Raw genomic sequence first — 24,353 nt, 5'->3', positions numbered from 1 at the left:
TCCTGACCGGTATGCCCCGCAAGCGGACGTACGGCGCACAGGCGCACCGGTCCCCCGCCCGCCCGCGCGGACGGGTGGCCGGGCGGCGGCCGGTTTAGGTTGGCGGACATGAACGAGCTGCGGGCCTGGCGGGACGCACTGGTGACGGTCGTGGCCGCACTGGCCGTCATGGTCGTGGTGGCCGCGCTCGGCCTGTGGGCCGCGGGCGCCGCCGAGCTGCCCGGCGGCGCGTTCCCGTCCGTGGTGGCGGCCGCCGTGGTCGCCGCGGTCGGCGGCAGCGTGGAACTCTCGGGCGCGGCGGGCGTGCTGGGCCGTACGGGTGCCGGACTGGCCGCCGTACCGCTGTCGGTGACCCTGGCCGGGGCCCTCACCGTCGCCCGGCTCTTCCTGCGCCCGCTGCGGCACCGTGCGGTGGCCGGGGGCGGCGAGCTGCTCGCGCGGGTCGCCCGCACGGCGGTGCTGTGGCTGCTGGGCCTGCTGGGCGTGGCGCTGGCCGCGCGGCACAGCTTCCGCATCAGCATCGGCGAGGAGTTCCTCGACGAGCTGGGCGACCTGCTGGGCGTGACGCCCACGGTCGGCTTCCGCGCGGCCGTCGGCCCGACGCTGGGGTACGGCCTGCTGTGGCTGCTGGTGCTGCTGGCCGTGGCGGTGGCGGTCTCGCGCGGCACGCCCCTGCCCACGCGGCTGGTCCGGCTGCAGGAGTCCGTCCGCCCGGCGGCGTTCGCGATGGTGGCGGTGCTGCTGGCGTACGTCCTGCTGGGGCTGTTGATCGGTGTCGTCGTCGCCTTCACGCGCGGGCACGTCGCCGAGACGTTCGCCGTCCTGCTGCTGGGCCTGCCCAACCTCGCGTGGATGGCGCTGGGCGTGGGGCTGGGCGGCGTGTGGGAGGGCCATGTGCCGGACGCGATCGGCCTGCCGATGCCGCAGGCGCTGGCGGCCGTGCTGCGCGAGGGCGGGGACGGCGCCCCGGCGACGGTGGACGTCGCCTCCCTGGCCCGCCACGACGGCCGTGCCTGGCTGCTGGTCGTGGTGGCCGTGGTCGCCCTGATCACGGCGGGCCTGGTCACGGCCGCCCGGACGCACGACCGCGTGCCGGCCTGGCGGCACGGCGTCCGTCTCGCCGTGGCGCTGGCCCTGACGCTGCTGGTCGTGGGCCTGCTGACGCACGTCTCGGCGCGTTACGGGCTGTCGGTGATCGGCGTGGGCGACCTCGGGGACTTCGGCGGGGAGGTCACGCTGCGGGCGCGCCTGCCGCTGCTGGTGGGGCTGGGGTTGCTGTGGGGGTTCGTCGCGGGGTGCCTGGGCGGCCTCCTGGTGGGCCGGCGCACCCTTCGCCGGGGGGAGGTCGACGGACCTGGCGGCGATGACCGCCGGGTGACCGGGGGATGACGGGCCGCTGCGTACATTCGCCGTCGCTGTCACCCGATGGACACCCGACGGATCGAGGACTCCCATGCATGCCGCTGGCCCGGGCCCCGTGCCCGCAGACGACTCCCCCCTCGACGGGCCCGCCGGGCGGCCCGGCCGCCGCAGCGTGCTGAAGGCGATCGGCGCGGGGGCCGCGGCCGTCTCCTTCGGCGCCGTGGGCGCGGGCACGGCCCGCGCCGACGAGGAGCAGTTCACCGATGTCATCGTCATCGGCGCCGGCTACGCGGGCGGCACGGTCGCCCGGGAGCTGGGCGCCAAGGGCCTGACGTCGGTCGTCCTGGAGGCCCGCGACCGCATCGGCGGGCGGATCTGGACGAGCAATTGGGCCGGTGAGCAGATCGAGCTGGGCGGCCAGTGGATCTCCCCCGCCCACCGCCTGGTCAACGCCGAGCTGGCCCGCTACCGGATCGGCATCGTGCGCGACCCCGACCCCGAGCGCATCGCCGTCGCCCGCGGCGGCCGGCTGGAGCACGTCGCGCCCGCCGAGGCCGCGGCGCTGCTGGAGCCGCTGTGGAAGGAGTTCTACAAGGGCTCCGAGCAGTACTTCGAGCGCCCGGCCGAGCCCCTGTACCGCAAGGACCTGCTGGCGGCGGTGGACCCGCTGTCGGTGGCGGACCGGCTGCGGCAGATGAACCTCTCCCCCGCCGAACGCGATCTGATCAGCGGTGACACCGCGGCGTACTGCGGCGGCTCCCTGGAGAACGGTTCGCTGACCGGCATGGCCCAGTGGTACCAGCTCTCGGGCGGCACGTACGACAGCTACTCCACCACCATCGGCAGCCGGCCGGCCGGTGGCATGACCGCGCTGCTGCAGGCCATGCTGCAGGACTCCGGCGCCCGGGTGCGGCTGAACTCGCCGGTCGCCAAGGTCACCCAGAACGGCGGCCGGGTGGTCGTGGAGACCCGGGACGGCCGGCGGTACGCGGCCCGTACGGTCGTCGTGGCGACGCCGGCGAACACCTGGCGCAGCATCACCTTCGCCCCCGGCCTGCCCCCCGCGCACGCCCGGGCCACGGCCCAGGGCATCGGCCTGCCCAGCGGCACCAAGATGGTGCTGCACGTCAAGGGCGAGGTGGAGGCCCTCGGCGGCACGGCGACCGAGGGCTCGCCGATCCTGATGATGGTGCCGCAGAAGCAGCTGGCGGACGGCCGCCTCATGGTGGCCTTCCCGAGCCCGCAGCTGAACGTGGCCGACCCGGTGCAGGTCCAGCAGGCCGTACGGCAGTGGATCCCCGGCGCCCAGGTGCTCGCCTCCCGGGCCATGGAGTGGGGCAAGGACCCCTTCTCCGCCGGCTCGTGGGGCTTCCGCCGCCCCGGCCAGCTGCTGGGCCTCTTCCCGCAGATCGAGCAGCCGCACGGCCGGATCCTGTTCGCCGGTGCGGACATCGCCCAGGGCTGGCACGGCGCCTACATCGAGGGCGCCGTCGAGTCGGGCAGGCGGGCGGCGCAGCAGGCCCTGCAGCTGCTGGCGTAGCGCCACAGGGCCCCGCCCCGCCGTCCCGGTCCCGCCCGGCCATGGTGCCGGGCGGGACCTCGTCGTGCGGCCGCTCCTTACGAAGGGGCGTTGCCGGCGGTGACGTTGACCGCGGCCCAGGCCCGGTCGACCGTCGTGTACTCGGTGCTGTCCTGGCCGTAGATGTCGGCGGCGGCCTGCAGGGTGGCCTCGCGCGCGCCGTGGAAGTCGGTCGTGGAGACCATGTAGCGGCTCAGGGCGCGGTAGAAGATCTGCTCGGCCTTGGCGCGGCCGATGCCGGTGACCGACGAGCCGTCGTAGGTCGGCGAGTCGTAGCTGAAGCCGCCGATCGTCTTGGCGCCGCTGCCCTCGGCCAGGAGGTAGAAGGCGTGCGAGGAGACACCGGAGCCGGCGTGGACCTCGCGGTCGTAGGAGCCCTCGTCCCAGTAGTCGACCGTGCCCTCGAGCTTGTCGAGGGAGGGCTTGTCCAGGCGGCGCAGGAAGGTCTGCTGCAGGCCCAGCTTCTCGCCCATGAGGTAGTTCGGCGGGTTGGCCGGGTTGTTGGTGGCGAACTCCATGCCGCTGCCGAAGATGTCGGCGAAGGACTCGTTGAGCGAACCGGCCTCGCCGTACTGGTTGTTCTGCTCGTCGACGCGGGTGGGCTGGAAGTCGGCGGTGGCCTCGACCACGCCGTGGGTCAGCTCGTGGCCGGTGACGTCGAGGGCGACCAGCGGCTGCTTGAACGTCACGCCGTCGCCGTCGCCGTAGAGCATGCAGGCGCAGTCGGGCGACCAGAAGGCGTTGCCGACGCCGCTGCCGAAGTGCACCAGGGCGTGCGGGCCGGCACCGTCGTTCTTGATGCCGTTGCGGCCGAACGTCTTCTTGTAGTAGTCGAAGGTGCTGGTGATGCCGTACTGGGCGTCGACGGCGGCGCTGGCGGCGTCGGACGAGGTGCCGTTGCCCCACTTGTTGTCGGCGTCGGTGAACGCCTTGCCGGTGGAGAACGACGACAGCTGACGGCGGCCGGCGTTGCGGGTCTCGGCGTTGCCGCGGCTGGGGTCCTTCAGGGTGAAGGAGGTCTGCGCGGTCTGGGTGGTCAGCAGCGGCACGGTGCCGGCGAAGATGGAAGCGCCACTGCCGGTGGCCGGCGCGGGGAAGGCGCCCGCGGCGGGCCGGGCGGCACCGGGCGCGGCGGGGGCGGCGGTCTTCGGCGCGGCCTGGGTGCCCTGGGCGCGCAGCGTGGCCTTCAGGGCCGGCGAGATGAACCCGTCGCTGAGCGGGGTCTTGCTGAGGACCTTGCCGTCGGCGGCGTCGACGAGCACGGAGTGGGAGGCGCCGGCGTCGGCGGCCGCGGGGGCGGCGACGGTCACCCGGTAGGCCAGGACGGCCTTCTCGCCGCGGGCGTCCACGACGAGTTCGGTGTGCGCGGCGGTGCCGGCGGCGCTCCTGGCGGCCTTGGCGGCGGCCTGCTCGGCGGTCAGCTTCGGGGTGACGGTGGGCACGGCGGCCTTGCGGGCCTTGGCACGGGTCACGCCCAGGTAGCGCTGCGCGGGGTCGAGGTGGACGACCAGGTCGCCGCCGACGACGGTGACGCCGCGGTAGGTCCGCTCGAAGCGGACGTGCTTCTTGCCCTCGGGGTCGCTCAGGACGTCCTTCACCTTCAGGTCCTCGCCGGCGCCGAGGCCGGCGGCCTGGGCGTTGGCCTGGACGGCCGCCCGGGCCGCCGCGACGATCCGCGGGTCGAACGTCGCCGGGGCGACGGCGGCCGCCGCGGCGGCCGCGGCCCGCGCCGGGGAGCCCGGCGTGGCCGGGGTCGCCTGGGCGGTCGCCGTTCCGGCCGTGGTCGCGGCCGCCGCCACGGCGACGGCGATCGCGACGGCCCGTCTGCGGGCGGTGGATATGGAGTTCGTGGGGGTTGTACGCAAGTCAGCGCCCTTTGTCATGGGGGCGGCCGGGAGTGCCGGACCGCCCGTATGCACGCGGTGCCGGCACTGCAGCACCACGGGAACCTGTGGGTCCCGTGGATGACCTTGCAGGCATTGGCATGCCCATGAAAAGAGCGAAGGGCGCAAATGACCGAACAGTTGATCCAGTCTTTACACAGCCCCAACCCCCCGTTACGGGACGGAAACGTCCCGTGATGCTGCCGGTGAGGACGGGTCAAACCCCCTCGAGGTTGCCCGGGTTGGACAGGTGATCACTATGTGAGACGCAGAGAGGGGACGCAGAGCGCGGACGCGGGCCGCCGGCAGCGGCTCTCAGCCGGTCCACTCGCCGCCCGGCAGCCGCCGACCCGTCGCACGCAACCGCCGCGCCACCGGCTCCGCCGCCAGGTACACCCAGCAGGGCACCGCCCCGCCGCCGGCCACGCACACCTCCCGCACCACGCGCACGTACAGGCTGTGCGGGTCGCCCGGCCGGTACTCCTCCAGCGCGTCGAGTGCAGCCAGCACCCGCGGGTACGCCTCCGGCGCGAGCGTGACCAGCTCGCCGCGCACCTCGGCGGCGCCCTCCTCGGCGACCGCGTACGGGTAGCCCGGCCCCTCGTACAGCGCCGCGCCCGGCAGGCGCGCGGGCACCTCCGCGACCGTACGGCCGCGCAGCAGCAGGGCGTGGTTGCGCCGGCCCGGCCGCAGCGTCCCGTACACGAACACCGGCAGCCGGCCGGCCGCCTCCCGTGCCGTCACCGGCGTCTCCCCCTCGCGTCCTCGCGTCCCGGCCCCGGCCGCCCCGCCGGAAGGCGGTCCGCGGCCGTCGGCCGTAGCCTAGAGGTATGGCAGAGCGGCCGGTCGTGCCCTCGGCCTCCTCCGCCCCGGAGCTCATCCTCGAGGCCGATGGCGGCTCCCAGGTGATGAGCCCGAGCCGGAGTTATCACGTGGGGCGCGACCCGTCCAGCGACGTCGTGCTGCGGGACGCCCGCGTCTCCTGGCACCACGCGGTCCTGCGCCCGGTGGGCGACCACTGGACGCTGGAGGACTGCGGCAGCACCAACGGCACCTACACCGAGGGCCGCCGCATCGCCACCTTCGACGTCGGCCCGGGCAGCGTCGTGCGCTTCGGCAACCCCGCCGACGGCCCCGCCGCCGTCGTCACCGCCGTGCGGCCGCGCGCCAGCGACCGCCCCTCGGCCGTCTCCCAGCCGCAGAGCACCGGCACCTTCCGCCGGCCCACGTCCGTACGCCCCCTGCCCACGCGCACCGTGCGCATCGGCCGGGCCGCGGACAACGACTTCGTCGTCGACGACCTGACCGTCTCCCGCTACCACGCGCAGCTGCGCGCCCTGCCCGACGGCGAGCACGAGATCGTGGACGTCGGCAGCCACAACGGCACCTACCTCAACGGCACGCGCGTCCAGCACGGCCCCGTGCGGCCCGGCGACATCATCGGCATCGGCCACTCGGCGTTCTGCCTGGTCGGCGACGAGCTGCAGGAGTTCGTCGACACCGGCGAGGTCTCCTTGGACGTCCAGCAGCTGTCCGTCAGCGTCGACGAGGGCCGCAAGACGCTGCTGGACGACGTCTCCTTCCCCGTGGGGGCCAAGTCCCTGCTCGCCGTGGTCGGCCCCAGCGGCGCCGGCAAGTCCACCCTGCTCAACGCGCTCACCGGACTGCGCCCGGCCGACCGGGGCACCGTCCTGTACGACGGCCGCGACCTGTACCGCGACTACGCCGAGCTGCGCTCGCGCATCGGCCTGGTGCCGCAGGACGACATCCTGCACGCCCAGCTCACCGTGCGCCGCGCCCTGCGCTACGCCGCCGAACTGCGCTTCCCCGGCGACACCGCCCGCAGCGAGCGGGACGCGCGCGTCGAGGAGGTCATCGGCGAACTCGGCCTCGAACAGCGCGCCGGCCAGGCCATCCACAGCCTCTCCGGCGGCCAGCGCAAACGCGTCAGCGTCGCCCTGGAGCTGCTCACCAAGCCCTCGCTGCTCTTCCTCGACGAGCCCACCTCCGGCCTCGACCCGGGCATGGACCGCTCGGTGATGACCATGCTGCGCGAGCTCGCCGACGACGGGCGCACCGTCATCGTCGTCACCCACAGCGTGCTGAGCCTGGACGTCTGCGACCGGCTGCTGGTGCTCGCCCCCGGCGGGCGCACGGCCTTCTACGGTCCGCCCGGCGACACCCTCGGCTTCTTCGGCTTCACCCAGTGGCCGCAGGCCTTCGAGGCGTTCGAGAACCAGCGCGAGCGCGACTGGGCCGGGGAGTTCCGTGCCTCGCCGCTGCACCGCCAGTACATCGCGAGCGCCACCGAAAGGCCCCGGCCGCTCGTCGGCGGCACGCCCGCCGCCGAGCCCCTGCAGCCGGTCAAGGCCCAGACCTGGGGCGCCCAGCTGTGGACGCTGATGCGCCGCTACGTCCGGGCGCTGAGCTCCGACCGCACCTTCCTCGCCATCATGGTCGCCCTGCCGATCCTGACCGGCGCGATGGCCCGGCTGTCCGCGGGTGTGCGCTTCGCCTCCGCCGACAAGGCCAACACGGTGCTGCTCATCCTGTGCGTGGGCGGCGTGCTGACCGGCGCGGCCAACTCGGTGCGCGAGCTGGTCAAGGAACGGGTGATCTACCAGCGCGAGAGAGCCGTCGGCCTGTCCAGATCCGCGTACGTGATGTCCAAGATCGTGGTCCTGGGCCTGATCACCGTCGCGCAGGCGATCGTGCTGTCGGTGGTGGGCCTGGGCGGGGTGGACACCCGCGCGCCCGGCGGCAAGGGCGTCTTCGCCCCGCCACTGGTGGAGATCACCCTCGCCGTGGCACTGCTGTCGTTCACCTCCATGCTGCTGGGCCTGGTGGTCTCGGCGCTCGTGCGCCGCGAGGAGGTCACCATGCCCCTGCTGGTGCTCATCACCCTCGTGCAGGTCGTCTTCTGCGGCGGCATGATCGACGTCAACGGCCGCCTGGTGTTCGAGCAGCTGGCCTGGTTCGTCCCCTCCCGGTGGGCGCTGGCCGCCATGAGCGCGACCGTCGACTTCACCCACATCCCGCCTGCCACCGGGCAGCTGCCGCCGCCCGGCGGCGGGAACGCCGACCCCCTCCTCAGCCACGACATGGGCACCTGGGCGCTCGACATGGGGATGCTGGTGGTCCTCTCCCTCCTCATGGCCTTCCTGGTCGCGCGCCTGCTGCGCCGCCACGAGCCGGAGGTCATGCGCAAGTGACCGGACCGCAGGTGACCGGGCAAGGAGACCGACCGTGAGCGCGGCCGCCTTCCCGTACGGCTCGACGGGCGCCCAGGGCCAGGAGGTCCCCGGCTTCCGGCCCACCCACGTGGTGCCACCCGGCGGGCTGTCCACCTGGTCCGCGCCCGACGCCGTCGTCCCCACCGAGCCCCTCGACCCCCTGCTGCCGGTGCAGCTGCTGGACCGGCGCGGCGACTGGGGGCAGGTGCTGTGCTCCAACGGCTGGTCGGCCTGGGTCGACGCCCGGCTGCTGGTCACCCTGCCGCAGGACCCGCCCCCGGCGGGCGGGGCCCTCACCCGCACCGCCGACGCACGGCGGCTGCTGCAGCAGGTGCAGGAGACGCTGGAGCACTACCGACGGGCCGTGGAGGACCTGGCCACGGGGCGCACGGACGGCGAGACGTTCGGCAGGACGACCCAGGGCCTGCGCATCGGTGCCGTCGTCGACGGCGACTCGATGTGGCTGTACGACGCCGAACGCGACAACTGGGGCTACTGCGACGGCACCTCGCTGACCGGCATCGCCGGCCGGGAACGCTCCCCCCGGCCCTCCTCCATGCCGCCCGCGCCCTCCGTGCCGCCCGAGGCCACCCGCCTGGACACCGGGCCGCCCGGCGCCCCACCGCCCACCCGGCTCGACGACGGCACCGGGCGGCCGCCGCGCGGACCCGGCGGTGAGCGCTGATGGGCGCCCCGGACGACCGCGACGGCGACCGCCTGCCGCGGCCGGACGCCTCGCTGGGCGCCGGGCCCGGTGGACTCATCGGCCGGCAGATCGCCGGCTACCGCGTGGAGAGCGAGATCGGCCGCGGCGGCATGGCCGTGGTCTACCGCGCCAGCGACCTGCGCCTCGGACGCACCGTCGCCCTCAAACTCCTCGCCCCCGAACTCGCCCGCAATGACACCTTCCGCCAGCGCTTCGCCCACGAGTCACGGGTCGCCGCCGCCATCGACCACCCGCACATCGTGCCGGTCTTCGAGGCCGGCGAGGTCGAGGGCGTCCTGTACATCGCCATGCGCTACGTACCCGGCCAGGACCTGCGCGCCCTCCTCGACCGCGAGGGCCCGCTGCCCCTGACCACCGCCTCGCGCATCGCCGGACAGGTCGCCTCCGCCCTCGACGCCGCCCACGCCCACGACCTCGTGCACCGGGACGTCAAACCCGGCAACATCCTCGTCGCCGAGGGCACCGACAGCGACCACCCCGAGCACGTCTACCTCACCGACTTCGGCCTGACGAAGAAGTCGCTGTCCCTGACCGGCTACACGCGCGTCGGGCAGTTCGTCGGCACGCTGGACTACGTCGCACCCGAGCAGATCTCCGGCAAACCGGTCGACGGGCGGTGCGACGTCTACAGCCTGGCCTGCGTCGTCTTCGAAACGCTCACCGGGGCGCCGCCGTTCCGCCGCGAGGACGACATGGCCCTGCTGTGGGCCCACCAGAACGAGCCGCCGCCGCGGCTGACGGAGTACGTGCCGGAGCTGCCGGCGGGGGTCGACGACGTCCTGGCGCAGGCACTGGCGAAATCACCGGACGACCGCTTCGACAGCTGCCTGCGCTTCGTGACGGCACTGCGGCGGGCGGGCGGTGCGCCCCCGGCGAAGCCGGTGGCGCCGGAGGCGCCGGAGCCGGTGCGGGCGCCGCCGATGTGGGCCGCACCGGTGTTCCCGGAACTGTGACGGCTCGCCTCCCGAGGCTCCGCCCCGGACCCCGGTCCTCGCACGCCGGACGGGCCGATGTCGGCCCGTCCGGCGTGCGAGGACACCGGGCGCTCCGTCACCGGATGGTGAACGGCAGCTCCTTCGAGAAGAACGACGTCTGCGTCGTGCCCACCGAGACGCCCGCGTCCGCCGACTTCACGTCCCGCGGTGCGCCCCGGTTGACGGCGATCTTCAGACGGTACGTCGCCGTCGCCCCCGGCGCCAGCGCCTTCGTGCCGCTCTCGGGCCGCAGGCCCGCGCTCATGCCCGGGTCGCAGCCCGCCGCGACGAGCGGCACCGTCTCCCAGCCGCGTCCCGTGCGGTACTGACGCAGGGTCATGTCCTTGGGGGCCAGGGCGTGCCCGGTGCCGACCCCGAAGGCGAAGTAGGAGGCGGCCAGGGCCGGGTACGTACGGTCCGTGGTGTTCTTCACCGTCACGGTCACCTCCCGGCCCGTCCCGCCGCGCTGCAGCGTGGCGCCGCGCTGCCAGCCGGTCAGGGCGACCTGGGGCCGGGTGGCCGTGGCGGTGCGGGCCGGGGCGCGGTAGGTGTGGCCGTGGCCGTCGGAGACCGAGGCGGCAACCGTCACGGTGCCGGGCCGGTCGAGGTCCTGCAGGCGCAGGGCGACGGTGTGGGGCTGCCGGGGACCGGCCGTGGGGGCCGTCACGGGGAAGGTGAAGACGCCGTGGGTGGGCCGGCTGCCGCCGCCGGGCCCGGTGTCGAGGTCGACCCAGCGGCGGGTGGCCGTGTCGTAGCGCTGCACCGTCAGGGAGTCGGTGCTGAAGCCTTTGCTGTCGACGTCCAGGCGCACGGTGCCGCCCTTGGCGACGGGGGTGCGCAGGGTGACGCCGGAGGAGGACCACAGGCCGATGGGGAGCTGGCCGGGCAGGCTGGAGGAGATCCTGTCGGTGGCGGTGCCGGTCGCGGCGGGGGCGGGGGCCTCGCCGACGAGGGGCGCGGTGGCCGCCTCGGCGGCGGCGCGCCGGGCGCCGGCACTGTCGCCGCCGCAGGTGGGGCCCGCCGGGGCGGCGGCCGCCCGGCCGGGTGCGGTGACGCCCACGGCGAGCGCCAGCCCGGCCGCGAGCGCCGCCGCGCCTCTGGTCATGGCCCGGCGCCCTGCCGGTGCGCCGTGCCGCTGTGCGGGCTGTCGTGGCATTGTCCGCGTCATGTACCGCCCCCGCGTGGTGGGTTGTCTGTGCGGGCGCACGTGCGTGCGCCTCCGGCCTGTCAGAGGGCCTTCCCCACCCGATGGTTCCCCAAGCGGAACGGAATCGGCCTCAGTTCTCGCGCACTGCTCGGGCCCCGCGGAGATAAACCGCCCACGTGAGTGCCAGGCAGAGCACGTACAGGACGAGGAACGCCACGTACGCCTGTTCGCCGGTGCCGTGGGAGAGGAAGGCCTGGCGGAAGGCGAGGTTGATCAGGACGCCGCCGAGGGCGCCGACGGCGCCGGCGATGCCCATCAGCGCGTTGGCGTGCAGGTGGGCGCGCGGTCCGGGCCGGTTCCGGTAGATGCCGGGGATCATCTTGTACGTCGATCCGTTGCCGGCGCCGCTGAGGACGAAGAGCAGCACGAAGCCGGCGAGGAAGAGCGGCAGCGAACCGTCGCGGGAGGCGAGCAGGACGAGGCAGGTGCTCGCGGCCATGGCGAGGAAGGCCCAGAAGGTGACGCGGGCCCCGCCGAGCCGGTCGGCCAGCGCGCCGCCGACGGGCCTGGCCAGGGAGCCGAGCAGCGGTCCGAGGAAGGTCAGGCAGGCGGCGCGGACGGGGGTGGGGAAGTCGTGGGGGAACTGCACGAGCAGCACTTGTCCGAAGGCGAAGCCGAAGCCGATGAACGAGCCGAAGGTGCCGATGTAGAGCGTCGAGATCGCCCAGGCGTGGGGGTCGCGGGCCACCTCGCGCAGCGGGTTCCCGGGGGGCCGGGAGCGGGGCAGGTCGTCCATGCGCAGGGCGGCGGCGAGGGCGGCCAGGACGACCAGGGGGACGTAGAGCAGCGGCACGAGGCGGGGGTGGGAGGCGCCGGCGGTGCTCAGGACGAGCAGCCCGGCGAGCTGGACGACGGGGACGCCCAGGTTGCCGCCGCCGGCGTTGACGCCCAGGGCCCGGCCTTTGAGGTGTTGCGGGTAGAAGGCGTTGATGTTGGCCATGGAGGAGGCGAAGTTGCCGCCGCCGACGCCGGCCGCGGCGGCGAGCAGGAGCAGGGTGGGCAGGGAGACGCCGGGACGCAGCAGCCAGCCGGTCAGCACCGTGGGCACCAGCAGGACCAGGGCGCTGACGACGGTCCACCGGCGCCCGCCGAAGAGGGAGACGGCGACGGTGTAGGGCAGGCGCAGCAGCGCGCCGACGAGAGTGGGCACGGCGGTGAGCAGGAACTTGCCGGCGGGGTCGATGCCGTACTCGGGCCCGAGGAAGAGGACGAGGACCGACCACATGCTCCACACCGAGAAGCCGATGTGTTCGCACAGGACGGAGTACACGAGGTTGCGGCGGGCGACGCGGGCGCCGGTGGCGTCCCAGAAGGCGGGGTCCTCGGGACGCCAGTCGGCGAGGCGGCGCGTGGGCCCGGTGGGGGCGGCGGGCGGGCGGGTGTGCCCGACGGCGGGGAGAGGGGGGTTCACGGTCATTCCCTCACGCTAGGCAGGGGCGGTTTCCCGCGAATGTGCTGTGGCGCTCGCCCGTGCTACGTCTTGCGCACGGGCTCCTGCCGGTGGTGTGAGGCGGACCGGCCACACGGGCAGGGCCGCGCCGGGTTCGTCCAGGCAGGCGCCCGAGCGCAGGTCGAAGGCCTGCTTGTACATCGGCGAGATCACCACGGGTGCGCCGTCGCGGCTGCCGAGCAGCCCGCGGGAGATGACGTGGGCGCCGCTGAACGGGTCGCGGTTGCCCACGGCGTACACGGCCCCGCCGCGGTCGCGGAAGAGCGCCACCTGGCGGCCGTCGACCAGGACGGCGACGCCGCGGCCGGTCTCGAGCACCTCGTACGGGCAGGCCGGCAACCACTGCTCACCGGTGCGGATCTCCACGACGCCGCTCGTCATGCGCCCACCGCCTCGGGGGCGGCCACCGGGCGGATCTGGCCGCGCTCGGGCGTGAAGCGGATGGCGGGGTCGGGGGTGCCGGGGGCGTTGGCGAAGGAGACGAAGCGGCGCAGCCGTTCGGGGTCGGCGAGGGTGGCGCGCCATTCGTCCTCGTAGGTGCGCACGTGGGCGGCCATGAGGGCGTCGAGGTCGGCGCAGATGCCGAGGCTGTCGTCGACGACGACGGCCCGCAGGTGCTCCAGGCCGCCGTCCATGCGCTCGATCCAGGCGGAGGTGCGCTCCAGGCGGTCGGCGGTGCGGATGTAGAACATCAGGAAGCGGTCGACGGTGCGCACGAGGGTGTCGTGGTCGACGTCGGTCAGCAGCAGGTCGGCGTGGCGGGGGGTGGTGCCGCCGTTGCCCCCGACGTAGAGGTTCCAGCCGGCGGAGGTGGCGATGACGCCGAAGTCCTTGCCGCGGGCCTCGGCGCATTCGCGGGCGCAGCCGCTGACGGCGGCCTTGATCTTGTGCGGGGAGCGCAGGCCGCGGTAGCGCAGTTCGAGCTCGATGGCGAGGGCGACGGAGTCCTGGACGCCGTAGCGGCACCAGGTCTGCCCGACGCAGGACTTCACGGTGCGCAGGGCCTTGCCGTAGGCGTGCCCGGATTCGAAGCCGGCGTCGACCAGGCGGCGCCAGATGAGGGGGAGCTGGTCGACGGTGGCGCCGAACATGTCGATGCGCTGGCCTCCGGTGATCTTTGTGTAGAGGCCGAAGTCGCGGGCGATCTCGCCGATGGTGATCAGTTTCTCGGGGGTGATCTCGCCGCCGGGGACGCGGGGGACGACGGAGTAGGAGCCGTTGCGCTGGAGGTTGGCGAGGAAGTGGTCGTTGGTGTCCTGCAGGGCGGCCTGTTCGCCGTCGAGGATGTGCACGGGGGCGCCGATGGCCGGGGCGAGGGAGGCGAGGATCGAGGCGACGACGGGCTTGCACACCTCGCAGCCCTCGCCGGTGCCGTGCTCGTCGACGAGCCGGCTGAAGGTGGTGATGCCCTTGGTGCGGACGATCTCGTACAGCTCGGCGCGGGTGTGGGCGAAGTGCTCGCACAGGCCGCGGGCGACCTCGGTGCCCAGGGCGGTGAGCTCCTCGGCGACGATGCCGCCGAGCGCTCCCACGCACGATCCGCAGCCGGTGCCGGCACGGGTGCACTTCTTGACGGCGGCCACGTCGGTGCAGCCGGAGGCGGTGACGGCGGCGCGCACGGCGCCTTTGGTGACGTTGTGGCAGGAGCAGATCACGGCCTCGTCGGGCAGCGCGACCGGGCCGGCCTCCCCGGCGCCGGCCGCGGAGGCGGGCAGCACCAGCCGTTCGGGGGGCGCGGTCGGCACGGTGCGGGCGGCGGCGAGCGGCCGCAGGGTGTCGTACGCCGTGGTGTCGCCGACGAGGACGCCGCCGAGGAGGGCACCGTCGGGGGCGACGACGAGCTTGCGGTAGACGCCGGCGCGGCTGTCGGCGTACAGGACGTCGAGGGCGCCCTCGGTGGTGCCGTGGGCGTCGCCGAAGCTGGCCACGTCGACGCCCAGGAGCTTGAGCTTGGTGGAGGTGTCGGCGCCGGTGAACTCGCGGGTGTCGCCGGCAAGGGCGGCCGCGGCGGTCTCGGCCATGGCGTAGCCGGGGCCGACCAGGCCGTAGACGCGGCCGTCGGCGGCCAGGGCGCATTCGCCGACGGCCCACACGTGCGCATCGGCGGTGCGGCAGCGGGCGTCGACGACGATGCCGCCGCGTTCTCCGACGGGCAGGGCGCTCTCGCGGGCCAGGTGGTCGCGGGGGCGGATGCCGGCGGAGAAGACGACGAGGTCGGCGGAGAGGGTGCGGCCGTCGGCGAGGGCGAGTGCCGCGACCTCGCCGTTGTCGCCGGCCTCGACGGCGGTGGCGGCCGCATCGGTGTGGACGGTGACGCCGAGTTCCTCGATCCTGCGGCGCAGGGCGGTGCCGCCGCCGTCGTCGACCTGGACGGCCATCAGGCGGGGGGCGAACTCCACGACGTGGGTGTCCAGTCCGAGGGCCTTGAGCGCGCCGGCCGCCTCCAGGCCGAGCAGTCCGCCGCCGACGACGACGCCGGTGCGGGCGCCGGCCGCCCGTTCGCGGATGGCGTGGACGTCCTCCAGGGTGCGGTAGACGAAGCAGCCGGGCAGGTCGCGGCCGGGGACGGGCGGGACGAACGGCTGCGAGCCGGTGGCGAGGACCAGTTCGTCGTAGGGCAGGACGTGCCCGGCGGCGGTGGTGACCGTGCGGGCCGCGCGGTCGAGCGCGACGGCGGGGTCGGCCAGGCGCAGGTCGATGTCGTGCTTCTCCGCGAAGCCGGCCGGCCACAGCGAGAGGTCCTCGGCGGTGGTGCCGGAGAACCAGGAGGTCAGGTGCACCCGGTCGTAGGCGGGGCGGGGTTCCTCGGCGAGGACGGTGATCCGCCACTCGCCGGGGGCGCGTTCGGTCAGCGCCTCCAGGAAGCGCTGGCCGGCCATGCCGTGGCCGACGAGCACCAGGCGCCGTCGGGTGTCCGTCACGAGGGGGCTCCTTCCGTGATGAGCAACTGCAGGGGGTCCGGCGGGGCGCTCTCGCCGCGCGCGAAGGCGCCGGTGAGCTCGCCGACGGCGCCGAGGTCGCCGACGAGGATCGCGCCGACGAGGGCGTCACCGCGCAGCACGAGCTTGCGGTAGGTGCCGCGGGTGGCGTCGGTGAGTTGGACGGTGTCGGTGTGCGGGGCGTCGCCGCACGGGTCGCCGAAGGAGGCGACCTCCAGCTCGCCGCCGGCCGTGCTCAGGCGGAACCGGGCGGTGGCCGCCGCGGTCAGGCGGGCGGCCGCATCGTGGCCGCTCAGGCGGGCGGCCAGGACGTCGGCCTGGGCGAAGGCGGTCTCGGCGTCGGCGCTGACGGTGCCGCGGTGCTCGGCGCAGTCGCCGAGGGCGTACACGCCGGGAGCGGAGGTGGCCAGGTGATCGTCGACGACGACGCCGGTGCGCACGGCGAGCCCAGCGGCGCGGGCGAGGGCGGTGCGGGGGCGGGTGCCGCAGGCGAGGAGGACGAGCTCGGCGGGAAGCACCTGGCCGTCGTCCAGCCGTACCCCGGTGACGTGGCCGGGGCCGGTCAGGGCGGTGGCCGTCCGCCCGGTGTGCACGCGGACCCCGCCGGCCTCCAGCTGCCGGCGCACGGTGGCGGCGCCCGGGGCGTCGAGGTGACGTGGGATCAGGTGGGAGGCGCGCTGCACGAGCTGGACGCGCAGTCCGCGGGCGGCCAGGGCGTGGGCGGTGCCGGTGCCCAGCGCTCCCCCGCCGACGACGACGGCGGTGCGCCCGGGCACGGCGTCGGCGGCCAGGTGCCGGCAGTCGGCGAGGGTGCGCAGGAGGTGGACGCCGGAGACGAGGGCGGGGGGTGCGTCGTGGCGGGCGGCGGGGGCCACGAGGGTGCCGGGTCCGGCGCCGTGCCGGGTGGATGCGGAAACACTGGCCATCGCCGGGAGGGGAAGGCGCGCGGGGCGGTACAGGTCGCGCAGGGGCGGCAGAATCGGTTCGGCGCCGGTGGCCAGGACCACCGCGTCGTACGCGGGCGTCGCCCCGGCGGCCGTGCGCAGCACACGGGCGGCCGGGTCCAGGGCCAGGACCGGGGTGGCGGTGTGCACGGTGGCGGCACCGGTGGGCAGGGCGAGGGAGGCGTCGGCGTAGCCGCCGGCCAGCAGGGCGGGCAGCAGGCCTCGGTGGTAGGGCTGCTCGGGTTCGGCGCCGTGCAGGACGACGTCCACCGCGCCGGGTGCGGCCAGCTCGTGCATGCGCCGGGCGAACCGGGCGGCGGCCACGCCCGCGCCCACGACGGCGATACGGCGCGGCGTCATGCCGCCTCCCCCGAAGGGGCGGGGGCGGTGTCCGCCTTCGTCACGCGGACCGCGCAGACCTTGAACTCGGGCATGCGCGAGACGGGGTCGAGGGCGGGGTTGGTGAGGTTGTTGACGCTGCCCTCGCCGGACCAGTGGAAGGGCATGAAGACGGTGTCGGGCCGGATGGCGTCGGTGACGCGGGCCGGGGCGGTGGCGGTGCCGCGCCGGCTGGTCACGGTGAGCCGGTCGCCGTCGCCCACGCCCAGGCGCGCCGCGAGGCGGGGGTGCAGTTCGACGAAGGGTCCGGGGGCGGCCCGGTTGAGGGCGGGGCTGCGCCGGGTCTGGGCGCCGCTCTGGTACTGGGCGAGGACCCGCCCGGTGGTCAGCAGCAGCGGGTAGGCGTCGTCCGGTTCCTCGGCGGCGGGCCGGTGGGAGACGTCGGCGAACCGGGCCCGGCCGTCGGGGGTGGCGAAGCGGTCGAGGAACAGCCGGGGCGTGCCGGGGTGCTCCTCGCCCGGGCAGGGCCAGAAGACGCCGTCCTCCTGCTCGATGCGCTCGTAGGTGATGCCCGCGTAGTCGGCGGCGCCGCCCGCCGAGGCCCTGCGCAGCTCGGCGAAGACCTCCCGCGCGTCGGTGGGGAAGCCGTCGGGGTGGCCGAGCCGGGCGGCGAGTCCGTGCAGGGCGTCGAGGTCGGTGCGCACGCCCGCGGGCGGCGGCACGGCGGCCCGGCGCAGGACGACCCGGCCTTCGAGGTTGGTCATCGTGCCGGTCTCCTCGGCCCACTGGGCCGAGGGCAGGACGACGTCGGCGAGTTCGGCGGTCTCGGAGCGCACGACGTCGCACACCACCAGGTGGTCCAGGGCGCGCAGGCGTTCGGTGATGCGGGTGGCGTCCGGGGCGGAGACGACGGGGTTGGACCCCATGAGGAGCAGGGCGCGCACGCCGCCCGGGGTGCCGAGCCCGGCCAGCAGTTCGTACGCCGAGCGGCCCGGGCCGGGCAGGTCGGCGGGGTCGACGCCCCAGACGCCGGCGACGTGGGCGCGGGCGGCGGGGTCGGCGAGCGAGCGGTAGCCGGGCAGCTGGTCGGCCTTCTGGCCGTGCTCGCGGCCGCCTTGACCGTTGCCCTGTCCGGTCAGGCAGCCGTAGCCGCTGCCGGGCCGGCCGGCGCGGCCGGTGGCCAGGCACAGGTTGATCCAGGCCCCGACGGTGTCGACGCCCTTGCTGTGCTGTTCGCCGCCGCGTGCGGTGAGCACCATGGCGGTGGGCGCGTTGCAGAACAGGTCGACCGCTCGCCTCATCTGCCCCACGGGTATCCCGGTGAGGGACTCGACGCGTTCGGGCCAGTGGGCCATGGCGGCGGCCCGGGCGTGCGCGAAGCCCGTCGTGCGCCGGGCGACGAAGTCCTCGTCCACCCGGCCGCGGGCGATCACCAGGTGCAGCAGGCCCAGCGCGAGGGCGAGGTCCGTGCCGGGCGCGGGCCGCAGGTGCAGGTCGGCCAGCTGCGCGGTGCGGGTGCGGCGCGGGTCGACGACGATCAGGGTGCCGCCGGCCTCGCGCATCTCGCGCAGGTAGCGCAGGGCGGGCGGCATGGTGTCGGCGGGGTTCGCCCCGACGAGCACCAGGCAGCCGGTGCGCGCGACGTCGGCCAGCGGGAACGGCAGCCCCCGGTCCACGCCGAAGGCCGCGCGCTGCGCGGCCGCGGCCGACGACATGCAGAACCGGCCGTTGTAGTCGATGTGCGGCGTGCGCAGCACGACCCGGGCGAACTTGCCGAGCAGGTACGCCTTCTCGTTCGTCAGGCCGCCTCCCCCGAAGACCCCGGCCGCCTCCCGTCCGTGCCGCCGCACCGCCTGCGCCAGCCCCCGCGCGGCCCGGTCGAGGGCCTCCTCCCACGTGGCCGGGCGCAGCGGGTCCGTACGCCGGTCGCGCACCAGCGGCGTGGTCAGTCGCACCGAACCGGCGAGGGTGTCCGCGGCGTTGCTGCCCTTGCCGCACAGGGCGCCGAGGTTGACGGGGAAGCCGGGCCGCTCCTCCACCGCCACGGCGGGCGCGTCCGGCCCGGCCGCGGCCACGCGGCGCAGGCGCATGCCGCACTGCAGGGCGCAGTACGGGCAGTGGGTGTCGGTGGGAGGCGGGGCTTGGGTCATGCCATGAGGCTCGCCCGCCTGCGTTTCCGCCAAACGACGGCCGTGTTTCGCGCGCCGCACATGCCCCGCACCGCCGCGGGCTGCCGTTGTGCGCAGCACGACACACGCCCGTAGAGAACCGGGCGTCGCGCTAACGTGCCTGTGATGTCCGTGCAATGAGCTCTTCATGCCCGTCCGCGAGGCTCGTCGCATGAGCACAGCGACATCCGCGGCCCCGCCGCCCCCGGGGCCGCTGACCGGCTTCACGGTGGGCGTCACCGCGGACCGGCGGCGCGAGGAACTCACCGCCCTCCTCGGCCGCCGCGGCGCCACCGTCGTGGCCGTACCGGCCCTGCGCATCGTCACGCTGTCCGACGACGCGCTGCTGCGCCGCGCCACCGAGGAGTGCCTGGCCGGCCTGGACTACGTGATCGCCACCACCGGGGTGGGCTGGCGGGGCTGGATGAGCGCGGCGGAGGGCTGGGGCCTGGGCGCCCCGCTGGTCGCCGCCTGCCGGCAGGCCGCCCTGGTCAGCCGCGGCCCCAAGGCGGCGGGCGCGCTGCGCGCCAGCGGGCTGCACGAGAGCTGGGCGCCGGAGTCGGAGGCCCTCGACGACGTCCTGGCCTGGCTGCTCGCCAAGGACCTGCGCGGCCGCCGGATCGCCGTGCAGGAACACGGTGGCGTCCTGCCGGAGTTCACCGCGGCGCTGCGGGAGCGCGGGGCGCACGTGGTGGCGGTGCCGGTCTACCGCTGGGGTCCGCCGGAGGACCCCGGTGCGCTGCGCCGGCTCGTGGAGCAGACCGCACGGCGGGAGGTCCACGCCCTGCCGTTCACCAGCGCGCCGGCCATCGAGGCGTTCCTCGCGGCGGCGCAGGAGAGCGGGCGGCGGGCCGAGGTGCTGGACGCCCTGCGGGGGGAGGTGCTGTCCGTGTGCATCGGCCCGGTGTGCGCCCGGCCGCTGCTGGCGGCGGGCGTGCCGTGCGTGTGGCCCGACCGCGGGCGGCTCGGGGCGCTGGTGCGCACGCTCGTCGCGGAACTGACCGCGCGCGGCCGGCGCGAGATCCCCACCGCGGCCGGCCCGCTGGTCCTGCAGGGGGCGGCGGTCCTGGCCGGCGGCACGGCGCTGCGGCTGCCGCCGGTGCCGGCGGCGGTCCTGCGGGCGCTGGCCGAACGGCCGGGGACGGTGCTCAGCCGCGGCGACCTGCTGCGCGCGGTGTGGGGCGGGGGCGGCTCGCCCGGCCCCGCGACCGGTGCGCGCTCACGGGTGCCCGACGAGCACGCCGTGGAGGCGGCGGTGGGACGGCTGCGCGGGGCGCTGGGGGCGCACGGGGCGGTGGTGCAGACGGTGACGAAGCGGGGGTACCGGCTGGCGGTGGCGCCGTGAGCGGCACCGTGACGGCCGTACCCACCCGGCGCGTCCCGGCGCCTGATCTGCCGGCGAAGCGGCTGCAGTTGCTGGCCGTCGCGCACGGGACGCGCGACGAGCGCGGGATGGCCGTGATGCGGGAACTGGTGGGACGCGTCGCCGGCCTGCGGCCCGAGGTGGACGTGCGGCTGGCGTGCGTCGGCCTGGCGGCGCCCTCCGTGACGGAAGTCCTGGGACGGCTGCGGGGCGACGTGGTGGTCGTACCGCTGCTGCTCGGCACCGGCTACCACCTGCGGCACGACATTCCGCAGGCCCTGGAGCAGGCCCCCTGGGTACGGGCGCGGCTGGCTCCGGCGCTCGGGCCGGATCCGTTGCTGGCGCTCGCCCTCGCGGGGCGGCTGGCCGAGGCGGAGGCGCGCCGCCCCGGCGCGGGCGGCGGACCCGTCGTGCTGGCCGCGGCCGGCTCGGCCGATCCGGGGGCGCAGGCCGCCGTGGCCGGGACGGCGCACCTGCTCTCGGCCCGCATCGGGCGGCCGGTGGTGCCCGCCGCCCTGGCCGGCGGTGGGCCCACCCCGGCCCGCGCGGTCGCCGAGCTGCGGGCGGCGGGCCATGCGCGGGTGAGCGTGGCCCGCTACCTCCTGGGCCCGGGCCACTTCGCGCGGGCCGCGGCCGGTGCGGGCGGGTGCGTGCTCACCGAGCCGCTGGGCGCCCACGAGGCGGTGGCCCGTCTGGTGCTGCGCCGTTACGACGAGGCGGCCGCCGCCTGACCGCCCGACCGCTCCGACCGCCTGAGGTGGCGTCAGTGGCCGCGCAGCTGCTCCATCTCGCGCCGGTCGCGCTTGGTCGGGCGGCCGGTGCCGCGGTCGCGTACGCCGACGGGGGCGACGGCCTCGCGGGGCGGGGGCGGCGGGCTGTTGTCCACGTAGCACTCGGCGGCGACGGGTGCGCCGACGCGCTTGCGCACCAGTTGCCGGACGACCACGATCCGTTCGCGGCCGGCGTGCCGCAGCCGTACCTCGTCGCCGGGCTTGACCGTCTGGGCGGGCTTGGCGCGCTCGCCGTTGAGCCGGACGTGGCCGGCGCGGCAGGCGGTGGCGGCCAGCGAGCGGGTCTTCGTCAGGCGCACGGACCAGATCCAGCTGTCGATCCGTACGGGGCTCTCGTCGTTCTGCACACCCCCACTGTATGGCCGGTATGCGTCTGCGGGAGGGGCGCCCTGCGTGACGGTGGTTGACTTCTGCACCTCCCCGTGCGAACTGATGACGTGTTCATATCAATCCACTCCCGTTCGAAGGGAGCACGGCGATGAACACCTCCCCCTCCACCGGAACCCGGCGCCGCGCCCGCCACGCGTCCGGCGCCGCCCTCGCCCTCGCCCTGGCGGGCGCCGGCCTGGGGCTGGGCGCCCCGCCGGCCGCGGCCGACACCGTCACCGTGGGCTACACCTGCACCGGCCCCGGCGCACCCGGCGACGTGCAGACCCTCGCCCTGACCGTGAACGCGCCGGCCAGCGTCCCGCAGGGCGGGACGGCGGAGCTCACGCTGTCGGCGAGCACCAACCTGAGCGTGCCCATCGACGTACCGGCCCGGGCCGTGACCGCGGAGCTCGACCTCGCCCTGGGCGGATCCGCCTCCGGCACCGCGACGGCGACCGGCTTCACCAACGACCGGGCCGTCCCCAGCGGTTCCGGCGTCACCCTGACCGGCGGCACGGCCTCCGTACAGCTGGACACCGCCGGTACGGCCACGTTCACCCCCGGCGCCGCCAGGATCCACGTCTTCGGGGTGACCGTGGAGTGCGCCGTCGACGGCACCGCCCCGGTGGCCGCCACCACGGAGGTCACGGCGGCCGGCTAGGGGTGCCCCGTAGGGGCGCGGGGCGGTGCGGATCTGCGGGCGCGTCGTGGCGTGTCGCGCAGTTCCCGGCGCGGGCGCTCAGGCCGGGGAGAGTGCAGCGGCGCCGAAGGAGACGTCGAAGCGGTCGCACCAGATGCTCACGCTGCGGTAGCGATGAAGGTCCAGGCCCGCGGGCAGGGCGTAGTTCTGGTCGCCCTTGTTCCCCTTCAGGCTGCCGAGGTCGACGTGGGCGCCGTCGTCGAAGACGAACCAGCCGTCCCGGCCCTCCTTCACGGGGGCGTCGCTGACCAGGACGTGGAGAGCCGGGCCGTTGCTGGTGCTGAGCCCCTCCAGACGCAGGGTCCGGCTGCCGTCGGGCAACTGCAGGATCCGTACCGTGCCGCTGGTCGCATGCTCGTGACTGATCAGGCGACCCGTCGCCAGCGTCCGCGGCGCCCCGCCGGACGCGGCGGTCGGCGCGGACTCCCGCACCGTCTCGTCCACCCACAGCTTCCATGGCTGGAACCAGTAGGCACCCAACCCCGCCACCACGAGGGCCACGACCAGCCCCCCGAGGACCAGGGGCCTGGTCAGCAGTCGTCGTACGCGTCCCATGTTCTTCCGCCTCCCGCAGCCGTCGCGCTTTGCCCCCTCAACGGCCGGGAGGCCGAAACCGCTCCCGGACCGCGACCGCAATGCGGTCAGGGCAGGGTCAGGATGCGCGGGCCGTCGTCGGTGACGGCGACGGTGTGCTCGATGTGGGCCGCACGGGCGCCGGTGGCCGTGCACAGGGTCCAGCCGTCGGGGGCGACGCGGCACTCGTCGAGGCCGCCGGCGATGAGCATGGGTTCGATGGCGAGCACCAGGCCGTGCCGCAGGCGCAGACCCCGGCCGGGCAGGCCCTGGTTGGGGACGTGGGGGTCCTCGTGCATGCGGCGGCCGATGCCGTGGCCGCCGAAGTCGGTGGGCATGCCGTAGCGGGCGCCGCGGGCGACGGCGCCGACGGCGTGGGAGATGTCGCCGATGCGGTTGCCGGGGACGGCGGCGGCTATGCCGGCCTCCAGCGCGCGGCGGGTGGTGGCGATCAGGGCCTCGTCCGCCGGATCCGCGGTGCCGACGACGAAGCTGACGGCCGCGTCGCCGGCCCAGCCGTCGAGCAGGGCACCGCAGTCGACGCTGACCAGGTCGCCGTCGCGCAGCCGGTAGCCGTCGGGGATGCCGTGCACGATCGCGTCGTTGACCGACGCGCAGATGACGGCCGGGAAGGGCACGGGGGCGAAGGAGGGGCGGTAGCCGAGGAACGGGGACGTGGCCCCGGCCCGCTTGAGGACGTCGCGCGCCACCTCGTCGAGTTCGTTCAGGGCGATGCCCACGTCCGCCGCCTCGCGTACGGCGTCGAGCGCATGGGCGACCACGCGCCCGGCCTCGCGCATGGCCTCCAGCTCGCCGTCCGTCTTGATCTCCACCATGTCCCGGCTCCCCTCCGTACCAATTCTTATACCGGTATTAATATCACGGCACTAGGATCACGGTCATGGTGAGGACCCCTCTGACCCCCTGGGAACGGCAGCGCGGCGAGGAGCTGGGCCGCCTGCTGCGCGAGGCCCGCGGCGGTCGCAGCATGGTGGAGGTCGCGGCCCGCGCCGGGCTCTCCTCCGAGACCCTGCGGAAGATCGAGACCGGGCGGGCGCCGACGCCGGCGTTCTTCACGATCTCGGCGCTGGCGCACGCGCTGGGGCTGTCGCTGGACGCCCTGGCCCAGGCGTGCGCCCACGTGCCGGACCCGGCGGGCGAGGCGATGACGGCGTAGAGGCGTAGAGGCGACGGCGCAGGGATGACGGATCGGCCTTTCGGCCGAGAAGTGGTGCGCGGGGCGGCGTCGATCTGCGGTTGCCGCCGCGTGGGCGCGACACGGCACCCCGTCTGCGGGCACGTCATGGCTTGTCGCGCAGTTCCCCGCGCCCGTGACGGGGCGCGGGGAACTGCGCGATCGACCACCGACAGCCCGCAGCCGACGGGCCACCACGAGGCGCTGAACAGGACCTCGCCTGAGGCCATGAACGGGGCCGACCGGCTGGCCGCGCACAGCGGCATGAGCGTGCGCCTGGCCGCGCCGCACTCAATCCGCCAGTGCCCGCCCGGCGGGGGGTACGGGTACACCGTCGGCCCCGGCGAGGCGTCCCTGGCCATCGCGCTGCCGTGCCCCGGCCCGGAAGCGGCCGCGGCACTGTGCGTGACGGGCGCACGCCCGACCCTGCCCCCGCAGGGCCCCGGCAGCGCGCGCTGCCGCACCCTCCTGCGCGAGGTTGCGACGGCGATCGGGGCGGACCTGAGGGCCTCGGTGGTTCCGCGCCACAATTGAGTGGCCGACCGGACCGCGGCCGT

The 24,353-nt window shown here is 75.3% G+C and carries 21 protein-coding genes; 10 read left to right on the top strand and 11 right to left on the bottom strand.

Annotated features, from left to right (window positions below):
• Positions 1-108: 108 nt before the first annotated feature.
• Together AC27L3_RS01760 and AC27L3_RS01755 are read left to right on the top strand one after the other, a co-directional pair.
• Positions 109-1,389 (top strand): streptophobe family protein, encoded by a 1,281-nt coding sequence (locus tag AC27L3_RS01760; RefSeq protein ID WP_487232163.1) that lies wholly within the window; start codon positions 109-111, stop codon positions 1,387-1,389.
• A 64-nt stretch (positions 1,390-1,453) separates the two neighbouring features.
• Positions 1,454-2,902: a flavin monoamine oxidase family protein gene (locus tag AC27L3_RS01755; RefSeq protein ID WP_487232162.1), complete on the top strand. Its 1,449-nt coding sequence runs from the start codon at positions 1,454-1,456 to the stop codon at positions 2,900-2,902.
• 77 nt (positions 2,903-2,979) lie between these two features.
• On the opposite strand, the gene AC27L3_RS01750 is transcribed toward AC27L3_RS01755, so the two are convergent.
• Together AC27L3_RS01750 and AC27L3_RS01745 are read right to left on the bottom strand one after the other, a co-directional pair.
• Positions 2,980-4,806 carry a M4 family metallopeptidase gene (locus tag AC27L3_RS01750; RefSeq protein WP_487232161.1) on the bottom strand — a complete coding sequence of 609 codons (1,827 nt, stop codon included), beginning with the start codon at positions 4,804-4,806 and terminating at the stop codon, positions 2,980-2,982.
• A 333-nt stretch (positions 4,807-5,139) separates the two neighbouring features.
• Positions 5,140-5,568, bottom strand: a complete 429-nt coding sequence (locus AC27L3_RS01745; protein ID WP_487232160.1) for a gamma-glutamylcyclotransferase family protein — start codon at positions 5,566-5,568, stop codon at positions 5,140-5,142.
• An 86-nt stretch (positions 5,569-5,654) separates the two neighbouring features.
• On the opposite strand from AC27L3_RS01745, the gene AC27L3_RS01740 reads away from it, so the two are divergent.
• The 3 genes from AC27L3_RS01740 to AC27L3_RS01730 are packed head-to-tail and all read left to right on the top strand — an operon-like array spanning position 5,655 to position 9,737.
• Complete coding sequence (locus AC27L3_RS01740) at positions 5,655-8,036, top strand: FHA domain-containing protein (protein ID WP_487232159.1); 2,382 nt, start codon at positions 5,655-5,657, stop codon at positions 8,034-8,036.
• Positions 8,037-8,070: 34 nt separating this feature from the next.
• Positions 8,071-8,742 (top strand): SH3 domain-containing protein, encoded by a 672-nt coding sequence (locus tag AC27L3_RS01735; RefSeq protein ID WP_487232158.1) that lies wholly within the window; start codon positions 8,071-8,073, stop codon positions 8,740-8,742.
• Positions 8,742-9,737 carry a serine/threonine-protein kinase gene (locus AC27L3_RS01730; protein ID WP_365966302.1) on the top strand — a complete coding sequence of 332 codons (996 nt, stop codon included), beginning with the start codon at positions 8,742-8,744 and terminating at the stop codon, positions 9,735-9,737. The genes AC27L3_RS01735 and AC27L3_RS01730 overlap by 1 nt, the downstream gene beginning before the upstream one ends.
• A 97-nt stretch (positions 9,738-9,834) precedes the next feature.
• Here the strand turns inward: AC27L3_RS01730 and AC27L3_RS01725 are convergent, their stop codons facing one another.
• The 6 genes from AC27L3_RS01725 to AC27L3_RS01700 all read right to left on the bottom strand — a co-directional run bounded on the left by AC27L3_RS01725 (position 9,835) and on the right by AC27L3_RS01700 (position 18,787).
• The gene (locus AC27L3_RS01725) at positions 9,835-10,863 is read right to left on the bottom strand and encodes a hypothetical protein (RefSeq protein ID WP_487232157.1); all 1,029 of its coding nucleotides are present in this window, start codon (positions 10,861-10,863) and stop codon (positions 9,835-9,837) included.
• Between the two features lie 172 nt (positions 10,864-11,035).
• Positions 11,036-12,382, bottom strand: a complete 1,347-nt coding sequence (locus AC27L3_RS01720) for a nitrate/nitrite transporter (RefSeq protein ID WP_487232156.1) — start codon at positions 12,380-12,382, stop codon at positions 11,036-11,038.
• A gap of 9 nt (positions 12,383-12,391) precedes the next feature.
• Entirely contained in the window at positions 12,392-12,796 is a 405-nt protein-coding gene (gene nirD, locus AC27L3_RS01715; protein ID WP_487232155.1) for a nitrite reductase small subunit NirD, read from the bottom strand.
• A complete protein-coding gene (nirB, locus tag AC27L3_RS01710; protein WP_487232299.1) occupies positions 12,793-15,294 on the bottom strand; it encodes a nitrite reductase large subunit NirB in 2,502 nt (833 codons plus the stop codon). The genes nirD and nirB overlap by 4 nt, the downstream gene beginning before the upstream one ends.
• 38 nt (positions 15,295-15,332) lie before the next feature.
• Positions 15,333-16,658 (bottom strand): NAD(P)/FAD-dependent oxidoreductase, encoded by a 1,326-nt coding sequence (locus AC27L3_RS01705; RefSeq protein WP_487232154.1) that lies wholly within the window; start codon positions 16,656-16,658, stop codon positions 15,333-15,335.
• Positions 16,655-18,787, bottom strand: coding sequence for a molybdopterin oxidoreductase family protein (locus tag AC27L3_RS01700; RefSeq protein ID WP_487232153.1), 2,133 nt, complete (start codon positions 18,785-18,787; stop codon positions 16,655-16,657). The genes AC27L3_RS01705 and AC27L3_RS01700 overlap by 4 nt, the downstream gene beginning before the upstream one ends.
• A 190-nt stretch (positions 18,788-18,977) precedes the next feature.
• Here AC27L3_RS01700 and AC27L3_RS01695 point away from each other — a divergent pair, with 190 nt between their 5' ends.
• Complete coding sequence (locus AC27L3_RS01695; protein WP_487232152.1) at positions 18,978-20,150, top strand: uroporphyrinogen-III synthase; 1,173 nt, start codon at positions 18,978-18,980, stop codon at positions 20,148-20,150.
• Complete coding sequence (locus AC27L3_RS01690; RefSeq protein ID WP_487232151.1) at positions 20,147-20,899, top strand: sirohydrochlorin chelatase; 753 nt, start codon at positions 20,147-20,149, stop codon at positions 20,897-20,899. The genes AC27L3_RS01695 and AC27L3_RS01690 overlap by 4 nt, the downstream gene beginning before the upstream one ends.
• A gap of 32 nt (positions 20,900-20,931) precedes the next feature.
• Here the strand turns inward: AC27L3_RS01690 and AC27L3_RS01685 are convergent, their stop codons facing one another.
• Positions 20,932-21,375 carry an RNA-binding S4 domain-containing protein gene (locus AC27L3_RS01685; RefSeq protein WP_487232150.1) on the bottom strand — a complete coding sequence of 148 codons (444 nt, stop codon included), beginning with the start codon at positions 21,373-21,375 and terminating at the stop codon, positions 20,932-20,934.
• Positions 21,376-21,437: 62 nt separating this feature from the next.
• Between AC27L3_RS01685 and AC27L3_RS01680 the strand changes: the two genes are divergently transcribed.
• Complete coding sequence (locus AC27L3_RS01680; protein WP_487232149.1) at positions 21,438-21,989, top strand: hypothetical protein; 552 nt, start codon at positions 21,438-21,440, stop codon at positions 21,987-21,989.
• A gap of 78 nt (positions 21,990-22,067) precedes the next feature.
• Here the strand turns inward: AC27L3_RS01680 and AC27L3_RS01675 are convergent, their stop codons facing one another.
• Both AC27L3_RS01675 and map read right to left on the bottom strand, forming a co-directional pair.
• Positions 22,068-22,583 (bottom strand): DM13 domain-containing protein, encoded by a 516-nt coding sequence (locus AC27L3_RS01675; protein ID WP_487232148.1) that lies wholly within the window; start codon positions 22,581-22,583, stop codon positions 22,068-22,070.
• 86 nt (positions 22,584-22,669) lie between these two features.
• Positions 22,670-23,437, bottom strand: a complete 768-nt coding sequence (gene map / locus AC27L3_RS01670) for a type I methionyl aminopeptidase (RefSeq protein ID WP_487232147.1) — start codon at positions 23,435-23,437, stop codon at positions 22,670-22,672.
• A gap of 65 nt (positions 23,438-23,502) precedes the next feature.
• Here map and AC27L3_RS01665 point away from each other — a divergent pair, with 65 nt between their 5' ends.
• The gene (locus AC27L3_RS01665) at positions 23,503-23,778 is read left to right on the top strand and encodes a helix-turn-helix domain-containing protein (protein WP_487232146.1); all 276 of its coding nucleotides are present in this window, start codon (positions 23,503-23,505) and stop codon (positions 23,776-23,778) included.
• A 246-nt stretch (positions 23,779-24,024) separates the two neighbouring features.
• Positions 24,025-24,330 (top strand): hypothetical protein, encoded by a 306-nt coding sequence (locus tag AC27L3_RS01660; protein WP_487232145.1) that lies wholly within the window; start codon positions 24,025-24,027, stop codon positions 24,328-24,330.
• Positions 24,331-24,353 lie beyond the last annotated feature (23 nt).

It is taken from the genome of Streptomyces sp. PKA51 (assembly GCF_057552455.1).
This window is presented reverse-complemented; position numbering and strand designations above follow the sequence as displayed.